General features: G+C 59.3%; 17 protein-coding genes. 6 read left to right on the top strand and 11 right to left on the bottom strand.

Translation table 11 applies throughout. From position 1 onward, the window contains the following. Positions 1–79 precede the first annotated feature (79 nt). Complete coding sequence (gene minC, locus ACA058_RS20920; RefSeq protein WP_497635728.1) at positions 80–826, bottom strand: septum site-determining protein MinC; 747 nt, start codon at positions 824–826, stop codon at positions 80–82. 118 nt (positions 827–944) lie between these two features. Between minC and ACA058_RS20915 the strand changes: the two genes are divergently transcribed. Next, the gene (locus tag ACA058_RS20915; RefSeq protein ID WP_497635727.1) at positions 945–1,877 is read left to right on the top strand and encodes a lipid A biosynthesis lauroyl acyltransferase; all 933 of its coding nucleotides are present in this window, start codon (positions 945–947) and stop codon (positions 1,875–1,877) included. A gap of 164 nt (positions 1,878–2,041) precedes the next feature. Then, positions 2,042–3,214: a patatin-like phospholipase family protein gene (locus ACA058_RS20910; RefSeq protein ID WP_497635726.1), complete on the top strand. Its 1,173-nt coding sequence runs from the start codon at positions 2,042–2,044 to the stop codon at positions 3,212–3,214. A 131-nt stretch (positions 3,215–3,345) separates the two neighbouring features. Here the strand turns inward: ACA058_RS20910 and ACA058_RS20905 are convergent, their stop codons facing one another. From ACA058_RS20905 to puuE, 9 genes are all read right to left on the bottom strand, one after another. Next, complete coding sequence (locus ACA058_RS20905) at positions 3,346–4,131, bottom strand: outer membrane protein OmpK (RefSeq protein ID WP_497635725.1); 786 nt, start codon at positions 4,129–4,131, stop codon at positions 3,346–3,348. A 79-nt stretch (positions 4,132–4,210) separates the two neighbouring features. Continuing rightward, positions 4,211–4,504 carry a hypothetical protein gene (locus ACA058_RS20900; protein WP_497635724.1) on the bottom strand — a complete coding sequence of 98 codons (294 nt, stop codon included), beginning with the start codon at positions 4,502–4,504 and terminating at the stop codon, positions 4,211–4,213. A gap of 1 nt (position 4,505) precedes the next feature. Further along, positions 4,506–5,291, bottom strand: coding sequence for an outer membrane protein OmpK (locus ACA058_RS20895; protein WP_497635723.1), 786 nt, complete (start codon positions 5,289–5,291; stop codon positions 4,506–4,508). A gap of 172 nt (positions 5,292–5,463) precedes the next feature. Then, a complete protein-coding gene (locus tag ACA058_RS20890) occupies positions 5,464–6,816 on the bottom strand; it encodes a nucleobase:cation symporter-2 family protein (protein WP_497635722.1) in 1,353 nt (450 codons plus the stop codon). A gap of 139 nt (positions 6,817–6,955) precedes the next feature. Further along, a complete protein-coding gene (locus ACA058_RS20885) occupies positions 6,956–8,260 on the bottom strand; it encodes a urate hydroxylase PuuD (protein WP_497635721.1) in 1,305 nt (434 codons plus the stop codon). A 50-nt stretch (positions 8,261–8,310) separates the two neighbouring features. Further along, on the bottom strand, positions 8,311–8,814 hold the full coding sequence (locus tag ACA058_RS20880; protein ID WP_007960046.1) for an ureidoglycolate lyase: 504 nt from the start codon (positions 8,812–8,814) through the stop codon (positions 8,311–8,313). A 123-nt stretch (positions 8,815–8,937) separates the two neighbouring features. Next, a complete protein-coding gene (alc, locus tag ACA058_RS20875; RefSeq protein ID WP_497635720.1) occupies positions 8,938–9,933 on the bottom strand; it encodes an allantoicase in 996 nt (331 codons plus the stop codon). An 86-nt stretch (positions 9,934–10,019) separates the two neighbouring features. Continuing rightward, complete coding sequence (gene uraD / locus ACA058_RS20870) at positions 10,020–10,535, bottom strand: 2-oxo-4-hydroxy-4-carboxy-5-ureidoimidazoline decarboxylase (protein WP_497635719.1); 516 nt, start codon at positions 10,533–10,535, stop codon at positions 10,020–10,022. Continuing rightward, complete coding sequence (puuE, locus tag ACA058_RS20865; protein ID WP_497635718.1) at positions 10,532–11,458, bottom strand: allantoinase PuuE; 927 nt, start codon at positions 11,456–11,458, stop codon at positions 10,532–10,534. Before puuE ends, uraD begins: the two co-directional genes overlap by 4 nt. 433 nt (positions 11,459–11,891) lie before the next feature. Here puuE and uraH point away from each other — a divergent pair, with 433 nt between their 5' ends. The 3 genes from uraH (at position 11,892) to ACA058_RS20850 (ending at position 13,813) form a co-directional block, all read left to right on the top strand. Next, complete coding sequence (uraH, locus tag ACA058_RS20860) at positions 11,892–12,245, top strand: hydroxyisourate hydrolase (protein WP_008031462.1); 354 nt, start codon at positions 11,892–11,894, stop codon at positions 12,243–12,245. 265 nt (positions 12,246–12,510) lie between these two features. After that, positions 12,511–13,377, top strand: coding sequence for a transcriptional regulator HexR (gene hexR / locus ACA058_RS20855; RefSeq protein ID WP_497635717.1), 867 nt, complete (start codon positions 12,511–12,513; stop codon positions 13,375–13,377). A 223-nt stretch (positions 13,378–13,600) separates the two neighbouring features. Next, positions 13,601–13,813 carry a PA3496 family putative envelope integrity protein gene (locus ACA058_RS20850; protein WP_497635716.1) on the top strand — a complete coding sequence of 71 codons (213 nt, stop codon included), beginning with the start codon at positions 13,601–13,603 and terminating at the stop codon, positions 13,811–13,813. Here the strand turns inward: ACA058_RS20850 and ACA058_RS20845 are convergent. Then, a complete protein-coding gene (locus tag ACA058_RS20845; RefSeq protein ID WP_497635715.1) occupies positions 13,755–14,717 on the bottom strand; it encodes a LysR family transcriptional regulator in 963 nt (320 codons plus the stop codon). The genes ACA058_RS20850 and ACA058_RS20845 overlap by 59 nt on opposite strands. Positions 14,718–14,906: 189 nt before the next feature. On the opposite strand from ACA058_RS20845, the gene ACA058_RS20840 reads away from it, so the two are divergent. Further along, positions 14,907–16,322, top strand: coding sequence for an acetyl-CoA carboxylase biotin carboxylase subunit (locus ACA058_RS20840; protein ID WP_497635714.1), 1,416 nt, complete (start codon positions 14,907–14,909; stop codon positions 16,320–16,322). Positions 16,323–16,329: the final 7 nt, after the last annotated feature.

Raw genomic sequence — 16,329 nt, 5'->3', positions numbered from 1 at the left:
TGCTTGTAGCCTTTTTCCTACTTCGTTTGAGCCGTTTTCGCTACGTTTTAGAGATGTTTGGAAAATGCGGCAGTATCCGTTAAAGCCGAATGATGTTCAACACGTCGCCTGACAGGCTGACCTGGACGCCCGAGCCCCACAACGGGTCGCGGCGCAGATCTTCGGAAACCTTGTAATGACCGGCGATGGAGATTAGTTCAGCGCTCATTTGCTGGCAGAAAATCCGCGCCTTCTTGTCGCCTTTGACGCCCGCCAGCACACGTCCGCGCATCGGGCCGTATACATGGATGTTTCCATCGGCGAGAAGTTCCGCCCCCGGGCTGACCGAGGAGATCACCACCAGATCGCTGCCCTGGGCATAAATCTGCTGGCCACCGCGTACTGGCGAGGTGATGATTTTCGTCGGTTTGATGCTCGGTTCCGCTGGTTTTTCCGGCTTCTCCGGCTTTTTCGCAACGACGCCTTCGTTCAGGTCCAGCGCCCGCTCACGGGCTCCGGACGGTGGCAGTACCGGCAGGTCGACCGCGATGGCGGCTGCGATGTCTTCGATGCGGCTGGCGCGGATAGCCAGGGTACGCAGGCCATGCTGGCGGCAGATGCGCATCAGGCCGGGCAGATCGACGGCGCCGCCGTTGGCCGGGAGTTTGTCCAGGGCCAGGACCAGCGGCGCGTTACTGAAGAAGTTCGGCGCCTGGGCGACCTTGGCGGCCAGTTGCCGATCGAGACCTTCAAGGTCATTACGGGCCAGTTCCAGCACCGTTATGGCCAGCATGCTGCCCTTCAACTGGAACACGGGATCTTGGTCTAGCGGTTCGGTTTGGCTCATGGTCGGCATACAACGACTTGTCACTAAAAGTGCCCAGACTTATAACGAGAACGCACGCGAGCCGCAAGCCGGGTCGAACGATGTAGAATGCGCGGCCATCGTCTTTTCGGAACCTTTAATGGATCGCCCGCGTTTTCGAACAACTTTTCTGATGCCACGTTTCTGGCCGCTCTGGTGCGGCCTGGGGCTGTTATGGCTGATTGTCCAGCTGCCGTACCCTGTATTGCTGTGGATCGGTCGGGTCCTGGGTGCCTTGATGTATCGGGCCGCGGCCGACCGGCGGCGCATTGCCAAGCGCAATCTCGAGCTGTGCTTCCCGGAAAAATCCGCTGCCGAGCGCAAGCGTCTGCTCAAGGAAAACTTCGCTTCCACCGGTATCGCCTTCTTCGAAATGGCGATGAGCTGGTGGTGGTCGCGCGAGCGGCTGGCGAAACTGGCCCATATTGAGGGCCTGGAGCACCTGAAAAACGCCCAGCATGAGGGCAAGGGCGTCATCCTGATGGCCGTCCACTTCACCACGCTGGAAATCGGTGCGGCGCTGCTCGGCCAGCAGCACACCATCGACGGCATGTACCGCGAACACAAGAATCCGTTGTTCGACTATGTGCAGCGTCGCGGTCGCGAGCGGCACAACCTGGATTCGCTCGCAGTGGAGCGCGAGGACGTGCGCGGCATGCTCAAGTTGCTGCGGGCCGGCCGTGCGATCTGGTACGCGCCGGACCAGGATTATGGCGCCAAGCAAAGCATCTTCGTGCCGTTGTTCGGCATACAGGCCGCCACCGTCACCGCCACCAGCAAATTCGCGCGGCTGGGCAAGGCGCTGGTGGTTCCGTTCACCCAGGAACGCCTGGCCGACGGCAGTGGCTATCGCCTGGTGATCCACGCACCGCTCGAAGGGTTCCCCGGTGAAACCGAGGAAGCCGACTGCTTGCGCATCAACCAGTGGATCGAAGGTGTCTTGCGTGATTGTCCAGAGCAGTACCTCTGGGCTCATCGCCGCTTCAAGAGCCGTCCACCCGGTGAACCGAAGCTGTACGCAAAACGCGGCTGAACGGCCGATCCCTGTAGGAGCGAGCACGCTCGCGAAAAACCCGAGGGCGCCGCGGGGTATCCGGCACCCCGCGTTATCGTTGACGACCATCGCGAGCGTGCTCGCTCCTACAGGGGAAGAGGTTGGAGCAATGAAATCCCATCAAGCAGCATGGAGCGTAGAGTATGAGTCCTGCTGAACCGGTCACAGGGTTGATTCTTTCCGGCGGCGGGGCTCGGGCGGCCTATCAGGTGGGCGTGCTGGCGGCGATTGCCGAGTTGCTGCCACTGGGCGCGGACAATCCTTTTCCGGTGATTGTCGGAACCTCCGCCGGGGCTATCAATGCGGTCAGCCTGGCCAGCGGGGCGATGGATTTTCGCGCGGCCATCGAGCGTCTGACCGCGTTCTGGCAGGGCTTTCGCAGTCATCTGGTATTGCGCAGCGACTGGCCGGGCGTGATCAGCCAGGCCACTCGGTTTGTCAGTCACAGCCTGCTGGGCCTTGGCGCGCAGGTCCCGGTGGCGTTGCTCAACAGCTCGCCGTTGCGCGAGTTGCTCGACGACAAATTACAGATGCACGGCATCGCCGAAGCCATCGCACAAAGGCAGTTACACGCAGTAGCCGTCACAGCGTTCGGCTATGAGTCCGGCCAGGCCGTCACGTTCTATCAGGGCGGCGGCACCATCGACGCCTGGTTGCGCCATCGGCGGATCGGCATTCCCACACAATTGTCCGTTGACCATTTGCTCGCCAGTTCGGCCATTCCGCTGCTGTTCGCTCCGGTGAAAATCGGCGAAGAGTATTTCGGCGATGGCGCGGTGCGCCAATCGGCACCCATCAGCCCGTCGTTGCACCTTGGCGCCAGTCGAGTGCTGGTGGTGGGTGTCAGCGGCAACCCGCGCGGCGTCGATCCCGAGCAATCGCTGCAACGCGCCTATTCCGGGCAACAACCCACCCTGGCGCAGATCGGTGGGCACATGCTCAACAGTACGTTCATTGACAGCCTGGAAAGTGACATCGAGTTGCTGCAGCGTTTGAATCAGTTCAGCCACCTCATGCCCGATGGCACACCGACCCGCGTGCTCGGCGTGGCGCCGGTGGAGGTGTTGGTGATTTCACCGAGTCAACCGATCGACGAGATTGCCGCACGCCATCGCCAGGAATTGCCGGCGGCGCTGCGTCTGTTTTTGCGTGGGCCGGGGGCGACCAAGACCAGCGGGGCAGGGGTGTTGAGTTATCTGCTGTTCGAGGCGGGGTATTGCAGTGAGTTGATTGATTTGGGGCGGCGGGATGCGTTGGCCAAGCGCGAGGAGCTTTGCCGGTTTCTCGGGTTGGCGCGGCCGGTGGTTTCGGCTTGAGATCGGCGGTGCGGCAATCGCGAGCAAGCTTTGCTCCTACAGGATTTGTGTCGTTCACATAAGCGGCGAACGACACAAATCCTGTAGGAGCAAGGCTTGCCCGCGATGGCGGTCTTACAGACGCCGCAGGATCAGAAGTGAACCTTGACCAGGAAGCTGGTCACGCTCTGATCCGTCTTGAAGCCCTGGCTGTCTTCGATACCGTACTTGTTTTTCCAGTAGTCATACTCAACACCGACGTACAACTGCTTGGCGCCCAGGTTCAGCGCCTTGCCCAGGTCGTATTTGACCTGCGGATTGAAGTGCAGGTTGGCGTGATATTCGCCTTTGTCGTTCACGTCGTTGTCGACAACCCAGTCCATGAAGCCGTCGATCAGTACGTCCGAGTCACCCACCGGGATGGTGTAGGACCAGGCTGGAGTGATCTGCCAGACATCGTCGCCCGGACGGTCGCCTTCGGTGTGACGGTTGTAGAAGTTCAACTGGAAGTAGTCGAAGCCTGGGATGGCCAGGTCGAAACCCGGACCGATCAGGTACGACTCGGTGTCGTCCTCGCCGAACTCATAGGTCATGGCCAGCAGCACGTCCTTGATCGGGCCGAACTCCAGCTTCTGGTCGAAAATCTTGTTGAACGACAAGCGCGGGCTGAATTCGCCGTAGTGAGTGTTCTCACCCGCGAAGGCGTCTTCCTTGCCGTTGTAGAAGATTTTGTCGATGAAGAAGAAGTTGTCGCCGTATTTCCAGCCGTCGGCGTGTTCGAAGGTCACCGTCTGCTGAATGCGCGGGTTGACCTGGAAGTCCTTGCCATACAGGTAGGTCAGGCTGTTGTTCTGCCATTGCAGCAAGTCGCCGGCCATGGCCTGACCCCCCGCCAGCAACGATCCCGCCAGCATCAGGCTAGTGCACGTACGTTTCATTCGGTTGCTCCCAAAAAGTAGTGGTTTCACGTTATTTTTTTAAGGTCGACGCTCTGGTGTGGCGCCTTTTTCTGTAGCTTCAAAAAATCATCCATTCGGTCAGCTTTGTGCTGTTAGCAAGAGCTGCGCCAAGGCTTTCGAAAAACAAAAAAACTCCCGCTCGGCGGCTCTTGAGCAGTCGATTGAGAGTGGTTTGGGGATGCCTTGGTACCGTCCAGAGCCGGGATAAGTTGGCTTTCTGGTCAGGAATTAAATCCGGGCTTTTTTTTAAAGCGGATTCAGGCGGCCGCGGAGAATACTGACTCCTCGGCCAGGTCTCAAGTGCTCCGCAACAGCGCACCGACGACAGGTTTGGGGCACGGTTGCGGGTCATCTTAGAAATGCACCTTCACCAGCAGGCTGGTGGTGCTTTCGTGGGTATCGAGGTTGGCGTTGTTTTCGATGCCGTACTTGTCTTTCCAATAGCTGTACTCGACGCCGACGTACACCTGTTTCTCCCGCCAGCCAAGGGTTTTACCCAGGTCATATTTGATCTGCGGGTTGAAGTGCAGGTTGGCGTGATAGGTGCCGCGCGAGTTCTGGTCGTTGTCGACGACCCAGTCGAGGTAGCCGTCGATCAACAGGCTCGAATTACCCAGTGGCACGGTGTAGGACCAGGCCGGCGAGATCTGCCAGACATCATCGCCGGGACGCGAGCCTTCGGTCTGGCGATAATAAAAGTTCAAGGTGAAAAAGTTGAAGCCCGGTACCGCGAGGTCGAAACCGGGGCCGATCAGGTAGGCCTCGCTGTCGTCTTCGCCATTCTCGTAGGTCATGGCCAGCAACACGTCCTTGATCGGTCCGAACTCGAAACGGCGGTCGAGGATTTTGCCGAACGAGAGGCGCGGGCTGAACTCGCCGTAGTAGGCGTGTACGCCTTTGTTCCGGTCTTGCTCGCCGTTGTAGTAGGTGCTGTCGACGAACAGGAAGTTGTCGCCGTATTTCCAGCGATCGGCGTGCTCGAATGTCACCGTCTGCTGGATCGACGGGTTGACCGCGAAATCCTTGCCGTACAGATAGCTCAGGCTGTTGGTTTGCCAGAGCAGTAAATCGCTGGCCATGGCTTGGCTCGCGGCCAGGAGACCCGCACCCAACAGCATGTTTGTCTGTGTTCGAATCATCTGTTGCTCCCTCTTGTTTTTATTTTCAAGGCGCAGGAAACCCCTGCCCCCTGTAGGAGCGAGCATGCTCGCGATGGACTAGAGTGCGCCGCGTTTATCCAACAAATACGCGTTATCGTTAGCGACCATCGCGAGCATGCTCGCTCCTACAGGGGGAGTGTGCGTTTCTGTCTTAGTGGACGTGGCAGTCGTTGATGGCCGCGCGTTCGGCGCCGCCGAGGATGTTGAACAGCAGGTTCAATGTCAGGGCGCTGAGCGTGGCCATGGCGATACCGCTGTGGGTGATCGGGCTCATCCACAGGGGCAGGTGGGCGAAAAACTCCGGGCGTACCACCGGGATCAGGCCCATGCCGATGCTCACCGCCACCAGCAACTGATTGCGCCGGTCACCGATGTCGGCTTCCTGCAGAATCTTGATCCCGGTGGCGGCGACCATGCCGAACATCGCGATCGCCGCGCCCCCCAGCACCGCCGGTGGAATCGAGGCCACGAGGAACGCGGCTTTGGGCAGCAGGCTCAGCACGATCAGCAAACCACCGGCAACGATGGTGACTGAGCGGCAACGCACGCCGGTCATCTGCACAAGGCCGATGTTCTGCGCGAAGGAGGAGTGGGTGAAGGTGTTGAAGAAACCGGCGAAGAACGAGGCGCCGGCATCGCACAGCAAGCCGCGACGCAGCATCCGTGGGCAGACTTCCTGGCCGGTGATCTTGCCCAGCGCGAGGAACATCCCGGTGGACTCGACGAAGATGATCACCACCACCAGGCACATCGAAAGGATCGGCGCGAGCTCGAATTTCGGCATGCCGAAATGCAGCGGGGTGACGAATTGCAGCCATGGCGCCTGGGCCATGCCGCTAAGGTCGACCATGCCGAGCACGCCGCAGAGCACGTAGCCCAGGCACATGCCGATCAGCACGGAAATATTGACCCAGAAGCCGCGCATGAAACGGTGCACCAACAGGATGGTGCCCAGCACCAATGCGGCGATGGTCAGGTAGATCGGCGAACCGAATTGCGCGGCTTCGGCACCGCCGCCGGCCCAGTTCACGGCCACGGGGAACAGCGACAAACCGATCGAGGTGATGACCGTGCCGGTCACCAGAGGCGGGAAGAAGCGCACGACCTTGGACATGAACGGCGCGATGAGCATGCCGAAGAACCCGGCGGCGATGGTCGCGCCGAAAATCCCCTGCAGGCCGATACCCGGCATGCCGGCCATGGCGACCATGCTGCCAACGGCGGCGAAACTGGCGCCCATCATCACCGGCATACGGATGCCCATGGGGCCGATGCCCAGCGATTGCACGATGGTGGCGATGCCGGCGACCAGCAGGTCGGCGTTGATCAGGAAGGCGATTTCTTCACGATTCAGGCCAGCGGCCTGTCCGATGATCAGCGGCACCGCGATAGCGCCCCCGTACATCAGCAGAACATGTTGCAGACCGACCAGGATCAGTTGCAAAAGGGGCAAACGCTGAATGGCGGGTGCGTCGGGGATGCGTGCTTGGGAGAGCTCGGACATGCAACACCTCGGATCTTTTTTGTTCTTGTGATTATTTGCATCAGGTTGACCGCGGCGCGGCCATTCGCGAGCAGGCTCGCTCCCACAGGTTTCGCATTGTCTGTGTGGGAGCGAGCCTGCTCGCGAAGCTTTTCAACGATTAATTGGTCGGAGCACCTTGCACAATCCAGGCGCCGATCAAGTCACGTTCCTGCTGGGTCATCTGGGTGATGTTGCCCAGTGGCATGATCTGGGTGGCGACCGCTTGAGCCTGGATGCGCGCCGCGTTCTGGCGGATCTGCTCGGGGGTGTCGAGCATCACACCGGCGGGAGCGGCGCTGAACAGCGGGCTGGTCGGTTTGGCCGAATGACAGACTGTGCAACGTTCCTGAATCACGCTGTGCACCTTGTCGAAGCCGGGACCGGCGTTGGACGCTTGCGCCGGTGCGGCTGCAGGCGTCTCGGCAGGTTTTGCTTCAGCCGGTTTCAAACCACCACCCACTGCTGTTTCCGGCAGCGGCTGGTATTCGATTTTCGCTGGAGCGTTGGCCACTTCGGGAGCGCTGGACATCGGTTTCGGACCAGAAACGTAGGCCAGGCAGATCATGCCCACTGCTGCCACTGGCAGGGTCCAGGCAAACTTGTGGCTGTCGTGACGGGTGTTGAAGTAATGACGCACCAACACCGCCAGCACCGCGATCCCGGCCAGGATCAGCCAGTTGTATTGGCTGCCATAGGTGCTCGGGAAGTGGTTGCTGATCATGATGAACAGCACCGGCAAGGTGAAGTAGTTGTTGTGACGCGAACGCAGCAGGCCTTTGGCCGGCAGCGCCGGATCGGGCGTGCGGTTCTCGGCGATTGCCGCCACCAGTGCGCGTTGCGCCGGCATGATGATACGGAACACGTTGCCGACCATGATGGTGCCGATGATCGCGCCGACGTGCAGGTACGCACCACGACCGCTGAACACCTTGCTGAAGCCGTAGGCGGCGCCGATGATCAGTACGAACAGGATGAAACCCAGCAGGGCAGGGCGTTTTCCCAGGGCCGAGTCGCAGAGGAAGGAGTAGACGAACCAGCCGACGAACAGCGAGCCGATGCCCAACAGAACGCCTTCAGGACCGGTCAGGCTGCTGCCAGGAGCCAGCAGGTAGAGCGTCGGGTTGGAGTAGAACACCACGCACAGCAGTGCGATACCCGACATCCAGGTGAAGTAGGCTTCCCATTTGAACCAGTGCAGGTTGTCCGGCATGGTCGGTGGGGCCAGTTTGTATTTTTCCAGGTGGTAGATACCGCCGCCGTGGATCGCCCACAAATCGCCGGCCAGACCGCTTTTCGGGTTGACCCGATTGAGGTTGTTTTCCAGCCAGACGAAGTAGAACGATGCGCCGATCCAGGCCACGCCAGTAATCATGTGAACCCAGCGCACGCTCAGGTTCAGCCATTCCAACAGATGTGCTTCCACAGTCTTTACCTCTCGCCTGTCACTCTGTTGTCGAGTGATCAGACCTTCTCTTATTGGTGGGGGGCAAGGATCAAACGCTCATCCTCTTTGAAAAAATGCTCATCGCAGTTATTGCCTGTGCCACTGCGATCAACCACCAGGAAGTCATCCCGCTTTTCGATCGTCAGCACCGGATGGTGCCAAACGCCGCGATGGTAATTGATGCCCTGCCTGCCGTTGGTGACGAAGGCGCGGACCAAGCCTGATACAGGTTCATCGCCAAGTGGCGCGACCACGATCAGAAAGGGGTTGCCGAGCAGCGGAATGAAAGCCTGGCTGCCCAGCGGATGACGCTCCAGCATGCTGACGGTCAGGGGCATGTCCTGCGCGTCGGCGCGGAAAATGCTGATGATCGCGTTGTCTTCAGGCGTAGCGGTTTCCACCGTCGCCAGTTTGTGGAAGCGCATGGTCGAACCGTTGTTGATCATGAAGTGATCGCTGCCGTCGGTTTCGATCACGTCACCGAATGGGGCGAAGGCTTCTTTGGTCAGCGGTTCAATCGTCAGTGTGCGCATGCTGTTCTTCTTATCTCAAATTCGTTGGTGTGTTGCTTTTGTAGGAGCACGGCTTGCCGGCGATGGCGGACTCACTGACGCCATCGCCAGCAAGCTGTGCTCCTACAGGTTTTCCTTCACCGCTTACTTAGCGACCTTGCCGAGAACGCGCAGACGGCTCACACCACCATCCGGGAACACGTTCAGGCGGATGTGGGTGATCGGGCCCAAGGCCTTGATCTGCTCGGCGAAGGTGTGTTCGGCGTGCATTTCCAGCTTCTGGCTTGGCAGCAGCTCGCGCCAGAACAGCGACTGGGTTTCGATCTGGCTGTCGGTGCCGCCCTTCACGAACGCGCCCTGGATCGAGCAAGTGTCCGGGTAGTTGCCCTTGAAGTGCAGGGTGTCAACGATGATTTTCTCGATCTCGCCCGGGTGGCCCAGGGCGACGATCACCCAGTCATTGCCTGGCGTGCGACGACGTGCGGTTTCCCAGCCGTCACCCATGTTGATGCCACGGCCCGGGTTGAGGATGTTGCTCATGCGGCCGAAGTGTTCGTCGGAGCAGGCGAGGGCGCGGCCACCGTTGAGGGCTGCGGCCAGGTCGACTTGCTCGTTGTCACCCACAGCGGACCAGTCGCGGAACGGGATGCCGTACACACGCAGACGGGCAACACCGCCGTCCGGGTAGATGTTGAAGCGCAGGTGGCTGAACGCCTGGTCGTTGCTGATTTCGTGGTAGTGGTGGCTGTTGCCTTGCAGCTCGACGGCAGACAGCACTTCAACCCACTGGGTGTTTTCGTTCGGCTCGCCTTCGGCCAGGAAGCAGGCTTCCAGGGAAGCCGACGGCGGGAAGTTACCGGTGAAGAATGAAGTGTCGATGTCGACGCCTTTGATCGAGCCAGGCACGCCCAGGCGGGTCACTGCGCTGTCGTAGCCTTCGAAGCGCTTGCGGCGCGACTCCCAGCCGTCCATCCACTTGCCGTTGTCATCGAACACGCCCTCCTTCCACACGGCCGGGGTCGGTTGGAACAGACGGTTGGCGTCTGCGAACCAGTCATCGGTGACCGAGATGATTTTGGTGCCCAGGCGGGCGTCGGCCAGGTTGACGAACTTCTCGAAAGGTACGGCGTAAGCTTTCATTCTTCTTGTCTGCCTTTAAATAAGTGGCTTGGGATGCTTGCAGTGCCCTGGGTGCTTCCGCGTTTTTAACACTCGGGCAAAACTCGCTATAGGGTCAGTAATCGGAACAGGGCGATCTTGTTGATCTCCGCCAGCGCGCACTTGAACTCGGTGTCTTGCGGGTTGTGAATGCGCGTTTCGAACGCCGCGAGGATCTGATGCCGGTTGCTGCCTTTTACCGCCATGATGAAGGGAAACTTGAACTTGGCCTTATAGGCGTCGTTCAGCTCGGTGAAGCGAGAAAACTCTTCGGCCGTGCATTGGTGAATACCGGCGCCAGCTTGTTCATTGGTGCTGGCTTCGGTCAGCTGGCCCTGGACGGCGGCTTTGCCGGCCAGGTCCGGGTGAGCGTTGATCAGTGCCAGCTGGCTTTCGTGATCGGCGCTCAACAGGATGTCGCTCATGCGCTGGTGCAGGGTTTCTATCTCGTCGATCGAAGCGTCATGGCCGAGGTCGAAAGCCTTCTCGGCCACCCATGGCGAATGTTCGTAGATGTCGGCGAAGGCTTTGACGAAGGCGTCGCGGCTCAAGGTCGATGGTTTCAATGTTTGAAAGGCGCTCATTTCGCGGCCCCTTGGTACGGGTGGGTTTCTTGCCAGTGGCGCGCGATGTCGACGCGGCGGCTGAACCACACCTGTTCATGACTTTTAGCGTATTCGATAAAGCGCTTGAGCGAAGCCAGACGCGCCGGACGGCCGATCAGGCGGCAGTGCAGGCCGATCGACAGCATTTTCGGGGCTTCGGCGCCTTCGGCGTAGAGCACGTCGAACGCATCCTTGAGGTACTCGAAGAAATCGTCGCCCTTGTTGAAACCCTGGACCTGGGTGAAGCGCATGTCGTTGGTGTCCAGGGTGTACGGGATCACCAGGTGCGGCTTGCCAGTCGGGTTGTTCGGTTCCCAGTAGGGCAGGTCGTCGTCGTAGGTGTCGCAGTCGTAGAGGAAACCGCCTTCTTCCATCACCAGCTTGCGGGTGTTGGGGCCGGTGCGACCGGTGTACCAGCCCAGCGGACGCTCGCCGGTGATTTCGGTGAGGATGCGGATCGCTTCGAGCATGTGCTCGCGTTCCTGATTCTCGTCCATGTACTGGTAGTCAATCCAACGGTAACCGTGGCTGCAGATCTCGTGGCCGGCATCGACCATCGCGCGGATCACATCCGGGTGACGCTGGGCGGCCATGGCCACGGCGAAGATGGTCAGCGGAATGTCGAATTCCTTGAACAGCTTCAGAATCCGCCAGACGCCGGCGCGGCTGCCATACTCGTAGAGCGATTCCATGCTCATGTTGCGCGCGCCTTGTAGCGGCTGGGCGGACACCATTTCCGAAAGAAACGCTTCGGACTCTTTATCGCCGTGCAGGATATTGCGCTCGCCGCCTTCTTCGTAATTGAGTACGAATGACAGGGCGATGCGGGCATTGCCCGGCCAGTGTGGGTGCGGAGGGTTACTGCCGTAACCGACCAGGTCGCGAGGGTAGTCAGCGCTCACTGCAGTCTTCCTTCTTGTATTCGTGGTGACAGTTGGTGTGACGCGACTAAAGGTTGATCACTGGCTGGCGTCACAGCGATGGGTTGATTGTATACAACTTTATATCCACTTTGTAAGCCTGATTTTTTGCATTTTTCGTTAACGGTCATCTTTGCGTGCTATTGATACGCACCTGCAAGAAATCTGCCTGACTGGTCAGTTAATGATTGTGGGGTTCAGAGGATGTAAGGTTCCGCAGGAAATCGGCGGGTTTTCCATCGATGGCGCCTTCAGTTGCAAAAATGTCGTTTTTATTGTGTACAATTTTTTTGAAAAGTGTCTTAATTAATCGCTCGCCGCAGCTTTTCGTGCTCCGAATCGGTGCGGTCTCCTTTCATCTGACTTCGGGAGGCGCGAAGTCTGGCTGCTCCACGCAGGCAGGCGCGCAGAATCAATGGGACGTTTGACTACACACGTTTTGGACGCTGCACATGGTTGCCCGGGCAGCTCGATCAAGGTCGAGTTGTACCGCGTTGAAGGATCGCAGCTGGAATTGGTCGCCAGCGCGATAACCAACAGCGATGGTCGTGTCGATGCACCGCTGTTGCAGGGTGATGACTACCGGACCGGGGTCTATCAGGTTCAGTTCCATGCAGGTGACTACTACCGCGCCCGTGGCGTTCAGTTGCCGGAGCCGGCATTCCTGGATGTGGTGGTGCTGCGTTTTGGCATCTCTGCCGAGCAGGATCACTACCATGTGCCGCTGCTCATTTCGCCCTACAGCTATTCAACGTACCGAGGAAGCTGATCCCCCAAGCAGCTTTCTCATCATGGAAGCGACTGCGCATATAGCTTCTTTGGTCTTTCGCCCGCTCACACTGCGGGCTTTTTTTCGCAAAAAATCTTTGGCGGCAAAGGCCGGATTTGCTGCTACATAAAGCCCATCCCGCCAAAACAGGGTGTGACGAAGACAATTCAGTTACTTATTCAGCAGGCAAAAAGGCAATTCATGTAGTATAACTACAAGCGTGCTACATCCCCGGCGCCTGCCAAATAAAAAAGAGTCCAGCCCTTTGAATCTGCTGCAACACATCGCCCAGTCACGCCACCTGTTACGCAAGTCGGAGCTCAAGGTCGCCGATCACGTTCTGCTTGATCCTGCGGCCGTGATGCACAGTTCCATGGCCGACCTGGCCCACAGCGTGGGTATCAGTGAGCCGACCATCGTGCGCTTTTGCCGCGCCATCGGTTGCTCGGGTTTCCAGGACTTGAAGCTGAAGCTGGCCCAGAGCCTGGCGGCAGGGGCGAGTTTTGGGCAGTTCGCGATCCATGAGGACGATTCGGTCGCCGACTACAGCCTGAAGATTTTCGACACCACCCTGCACACGCTGATGGAGGTTCGTGAGAAGCTCGATCCGCTGGAGTTGCAGCGGGCGGTGACGCTCATGTCCCAGGCCCAGCGCGTCGAGTTCTATGGTTTCGGTGCCTCCGGTGCGGTGGCGGCGGATGCGCAGCACAAGTTCTTTCGCTTGCTGCTCACGGCGGCGGCGTATTCCGACCCACACATGCAGGCGATGTCGGCCGTCACCCTGAAACCAAACGACGTGGCCATTTGCATTTCGCAGTCCGGTCGCTCCAAGGATTTGCTGATTACCGCCAACCTGGTGCGTGAGAGCGGCGCCTCGTTGATCACCTTGTGCCCGAGCCAGACGCCCTTGGCCGAACTGTCGACCGTCAACCTGGCCATCGACGTTCACGAAGACACCGAAATCTACACGCCGCTGACCTCGCGTATCGCCCACCTGGTGGTGATCGATGTGTTGGCCATGGGCGTGGCCATGGCCCGCGGGCCGAGCTTGGTCAACCACCTCAAGAGCGTCAAGCGCAGCCTGCGCAGCTTGCGCCTGTCACCCAAATCGGTGAAAGCGCTGGACGACTGATTGAAGTCGCTGTGGCGAGGGGATTTATCCCCGCTGGGCTGCGAAGCAGTCGTAAGAATCCCATGCAGCGATGTGGTCACGGATTTGGGGCTGCTTCGCAGCCCAGCGGGGATAAATCCCCTCGCCACGGGATAATTTTCATCAGTCTGTAACGCCCAAGCCGCCAAACCGTCATCCCTCGCGCCTATCTTGAAACTCCCGTACTCGACTTGGGAGAACTGAAATGGCCCAGACCTACGAAGAACGCAACAGCGCCGTCAAAACCCGTCGTCAGCAGGAAGACCAGCGCCGCATGGCGTTTCGCCGTGCGATCGAAGATCGCTGTGAGCAGCGTCAGCTTCTGGCCGAGATTGCCGATTTTACTGGCGACCTGGAGCTTAATTACTGGCAGGCGGCAGCGACAACTTCCCGTCGAAGCGCTCAACCAGCGCGCTGATCTGAATTCTTTCACTACGAATGAACGCAAGGAAAGCGTGAGCCACCGGTGACAGGCGCTTGGCCTTGGCCTGTACCAGGCACCAGCTGCGGTAGAGCGGCAGTTCGTCGATCGGCAACTCGATCAAGCCGCCGGTGGCCAATTCAAGGTTCAGGGCGTGGCGGGTCAATAGCGCCACGCCCAGACCCGCCAGCACGCATTCACGCTGGGCTTCGGCCGAAGAGACCTCCTGGGTCTGATTGAAGTGCACACGCTTCTCCTTGAAGTATTCTTCGCAGGCCAATCGCGTTCCCGAACCCACCTCGCGCATCAGCAAGGTGTAAGGCTCCAGATCCTGCAAGCGCAATGGCCCCAGGTGGCACAGCGGGTGGTCCGGCGGTGCTACCGCAACGATCGGATTGTTCAGGAACGGCAGGAACTCCAGCCCCATGTCCTGCGGCACCATGGACATGATCACCAGGTCGTCGCGGTTATCCGACAGTCGCCGAATCACCTGGGCGCGATTGACCACCGTCAGTTGCAGGTTCACTTCCGGATGCTGGCGCTTGAAGGCGGCAAACAGGTGCGGTACGAAATACTTGGCGCTGGATTCAATCGCCAGTTTCAGTTGGCCTTGCAGCGAGCCCTGCATGTCCGACAGCTGCATGTCGAGGTTTTCCAGGCGCCCGAAAATGTCCCGGCTCGCACGTTGCAGGGCTTCTGCCGCTTCCGTCATATAGAGTTTTTTGCCGACATAATCGAACAGGGGCTGCCCCACTAGCTCCTCAAGTTGACGGATCTGTAGGCTGACGGCCGGTTGCGTGAGGGACATTTCGTCGGCTGCGCGGCTGTAGGACCTCAGGTCACAGACTTCATTGAAGATCTGTAATTGACGTAATGTCATACGCATCAAGGACTTACGCATTATTTGAGCACTCTGGCCACAGGCTGGTGCGTCAACTATAAGTCTTTACTTATGCATGACCCAATAATTATTCATTTTTGTTAATCCCTTGTGAGCGCTAGTGTGGCGTTGCGACCAGATTGAAACATTTGGTCACGCGTCGACCTGTCTAGCAGGTCGTGGGTACCACCGGATCAAGGGAAACTCCAAGTGATAAAAAAGATCCTGATCGCCAACCGTGGTGAGATTGCCGTACGAATCGTACGCGCTTGTGCCGAAATGGGCATTCGCTCGGTCGCGATCTATTCCGACGCCGATCGCCATGCCTTGCATGTCAAGCGTGCGGATGAGGCCCACAGTATTGGTGCCGAGCCACTGGCCGGTTACCTGAACCCGCGCAAGCTGGTGAACCTGGCCGTGGAAACCGGTTGCGATGCCTTGCACCCTGGCTACGGTTTCCTTTCGGAAAACGCCGAGCTGGCAGACATCTGCGCCGAACGCGGGATCAAATTCATCGGTCCATCGGCTGAAGTCATTCGCCGCATGGGTGACAAGACCGAAGCCCGCCGCAGCATGATCAAGGCAGGTGTTCCGGTCACACCGGGTACCGAAGGCAACGTCGCGGGCATCGAAGAGGCCCTGGTCGAAGGCGACCGTATCGGTTACCCGGTGATGCTCAAGGCCACTTCCGGTGGTGGCGGTCGCGGTATCCGTCGCTGCAACAGCCGTGAAGAACTTGAACAGGCCTTCCCGCGAGTCATTTCCGAAGCCACCAAGGCGTTCGGTTCCGCGGAAGTGTTCCTGGAAAAGTGCATCGTCAACCCGAAGCACATCGAAGCGCAGATCCTCGGCGACAGCTTTGGCAACGTGGTGCACCTGTTCGAGCGTGATTGCTCGATCCAGCGCCGCAACCAGAAACTGATCGAAATCGCACCGAGCCCGCAACTGACCCCGGAACAGCGCGCCTACATCGGCGACCTGTCGGTGCGTGCAGCCAAGGCCGTGGGTTACGAAAACGCCGGTACCGTGGAGTTCCTGCTCGCCGAGGGCGAGGTGTACTTCATGGAAATGAACACCCGGGTGCAGGTGGAGCACACCATCACCGAAGAAATCACCGGTATCGACATCGTCCGCGAGCAGATCCGCATTGCGTCCGGATTGCCGCTCTCGGTGAAACAGGAAGACATCCAGCACCGCGGTTTCGCGCTGCAATTCCGGATCAACGCCGAAGACCCGAAAAACAACTTCCTGCCCAGCTTCGGCAAGATCACCCGTTACTACGCACCCGGCGGTCCGGGCGTACGGACCGACACGGCGATCTACACCGGCTACACCATTCCACCGTTCTACGATTCCATGTGCCTGAAACTGGTGGTGTGGGCGCTGACCTGGGAGGAAGCGATGGACCGTGGCCTGCGCGCGCTGGACGACATGCGTGTGCAAGGGGTCAAGACCACCGCGGCGTACTACCAGGAAATCCTGCGTAACCCGGAATTCCGTAGCGGCCAGTTCAACACCAGCTTCGTCGAAAGCCACCCTGAACTGACCAACTACTCGATCAAGCGCAAACCCGAAGAGCTGGCCCTGGCCATCGCCGCCGCCATCGCCGCCCACGCAGGCCTGTGAGGATTAG

This window comes from Pseudomonas sp. LBUM1649 (assembly GCF_059716155.1).
Note: the sequence above shows the minus strand (reverse complement) of the source record. Positions and strands in the feature narration are given on the sequence as shown.

Coding starts and splice junctions, on each gene's coding strand:
- minC (WP_497635728.1), bottom strand. CDS start 826: ATGAGCCAAACCGAACCGCTAGACCAAGATCCCGTGTTCCAGTTGAAG.
- ACA058_RS20915 (WP_497635727.1), top strand. CDS start 945: ATGGATCGCCCGCGTTTTCGAACAACTTTTCTGATGCCACGTTTCTGG.
- ACA058_RS20910 (WP_497635726.1), top strand. CDS start 2,042: ATGAGTCCTGCTGAACCGGTCACAGGGTTGATTCTTTCCGGCGGCGGG.
- ACA058_RS20905 (WP_497635725.1), bottom strand. CDS start 4,131: ATGAAACGTACGTGCACTAGCCTGATGCTGGCGGGATCGTTGCTGGCG.
- ACA058_RS20900 (WP_497635724.1), bottom strand. CDS start 4,504: ATGACCCGCAACCGTGCCCCAAACCTGTCGTCGGTGCGCTGTTGCGGA.
- ACA058_RS20895 (WP_497635723.1), bottom strand. CDS start 5,291: ATGATTCGAACACAGACAAACATGCTGTTGGGTGCGGGTCTCCTGGCC.
- ACA058_RS20890 (WP_497635722.1), bottom strand. CDS start 6,816: ATGTCCGAGCTCTCCCAAGCACGCATCCCCGACGCACCCGCCATTCAG.
- ACA058_RS20880 (WP_007960046.1), bottom strand. CDS start 8,814: ATGCGCACACTGACGATTGAACCGCTGACCAAAGAAGCCTTCGCCCCA.
- alc (WP_497635720.1), bottom strand. CDS start 9,933: ATGAAAGCTTACGCCGTACCTTTCGAGAAGTTCGTCAACCTGGCCGAC.
- uraD (WP_497635719.1), bottom strand. CDS start 10,535: ATGAGCGCCTTTCAAACATTGAAACCATCGACCTTGAGCCGCGACGCC.
- uraH (WP_008031462.1), top strand. CDS start 11,892: ATGGGACGTTTGACTACACACGTTTTGGACGCTGCACATGGTTGCCCG.
- ACA058_RS20850 (WP_497635716.1), top strand. CDS start 13,601: ATGGCCCAGACCTACGAAGAACGCAACAGCGCCGTCAAAACCCGTCGT.
- ACA058_RS20845 (WP_497635715.1), bottom strand. CDS start 14,717: ATGCGTAAGTCCTTGATGCGTATGACATTACGTCAATTACAGATCTTC.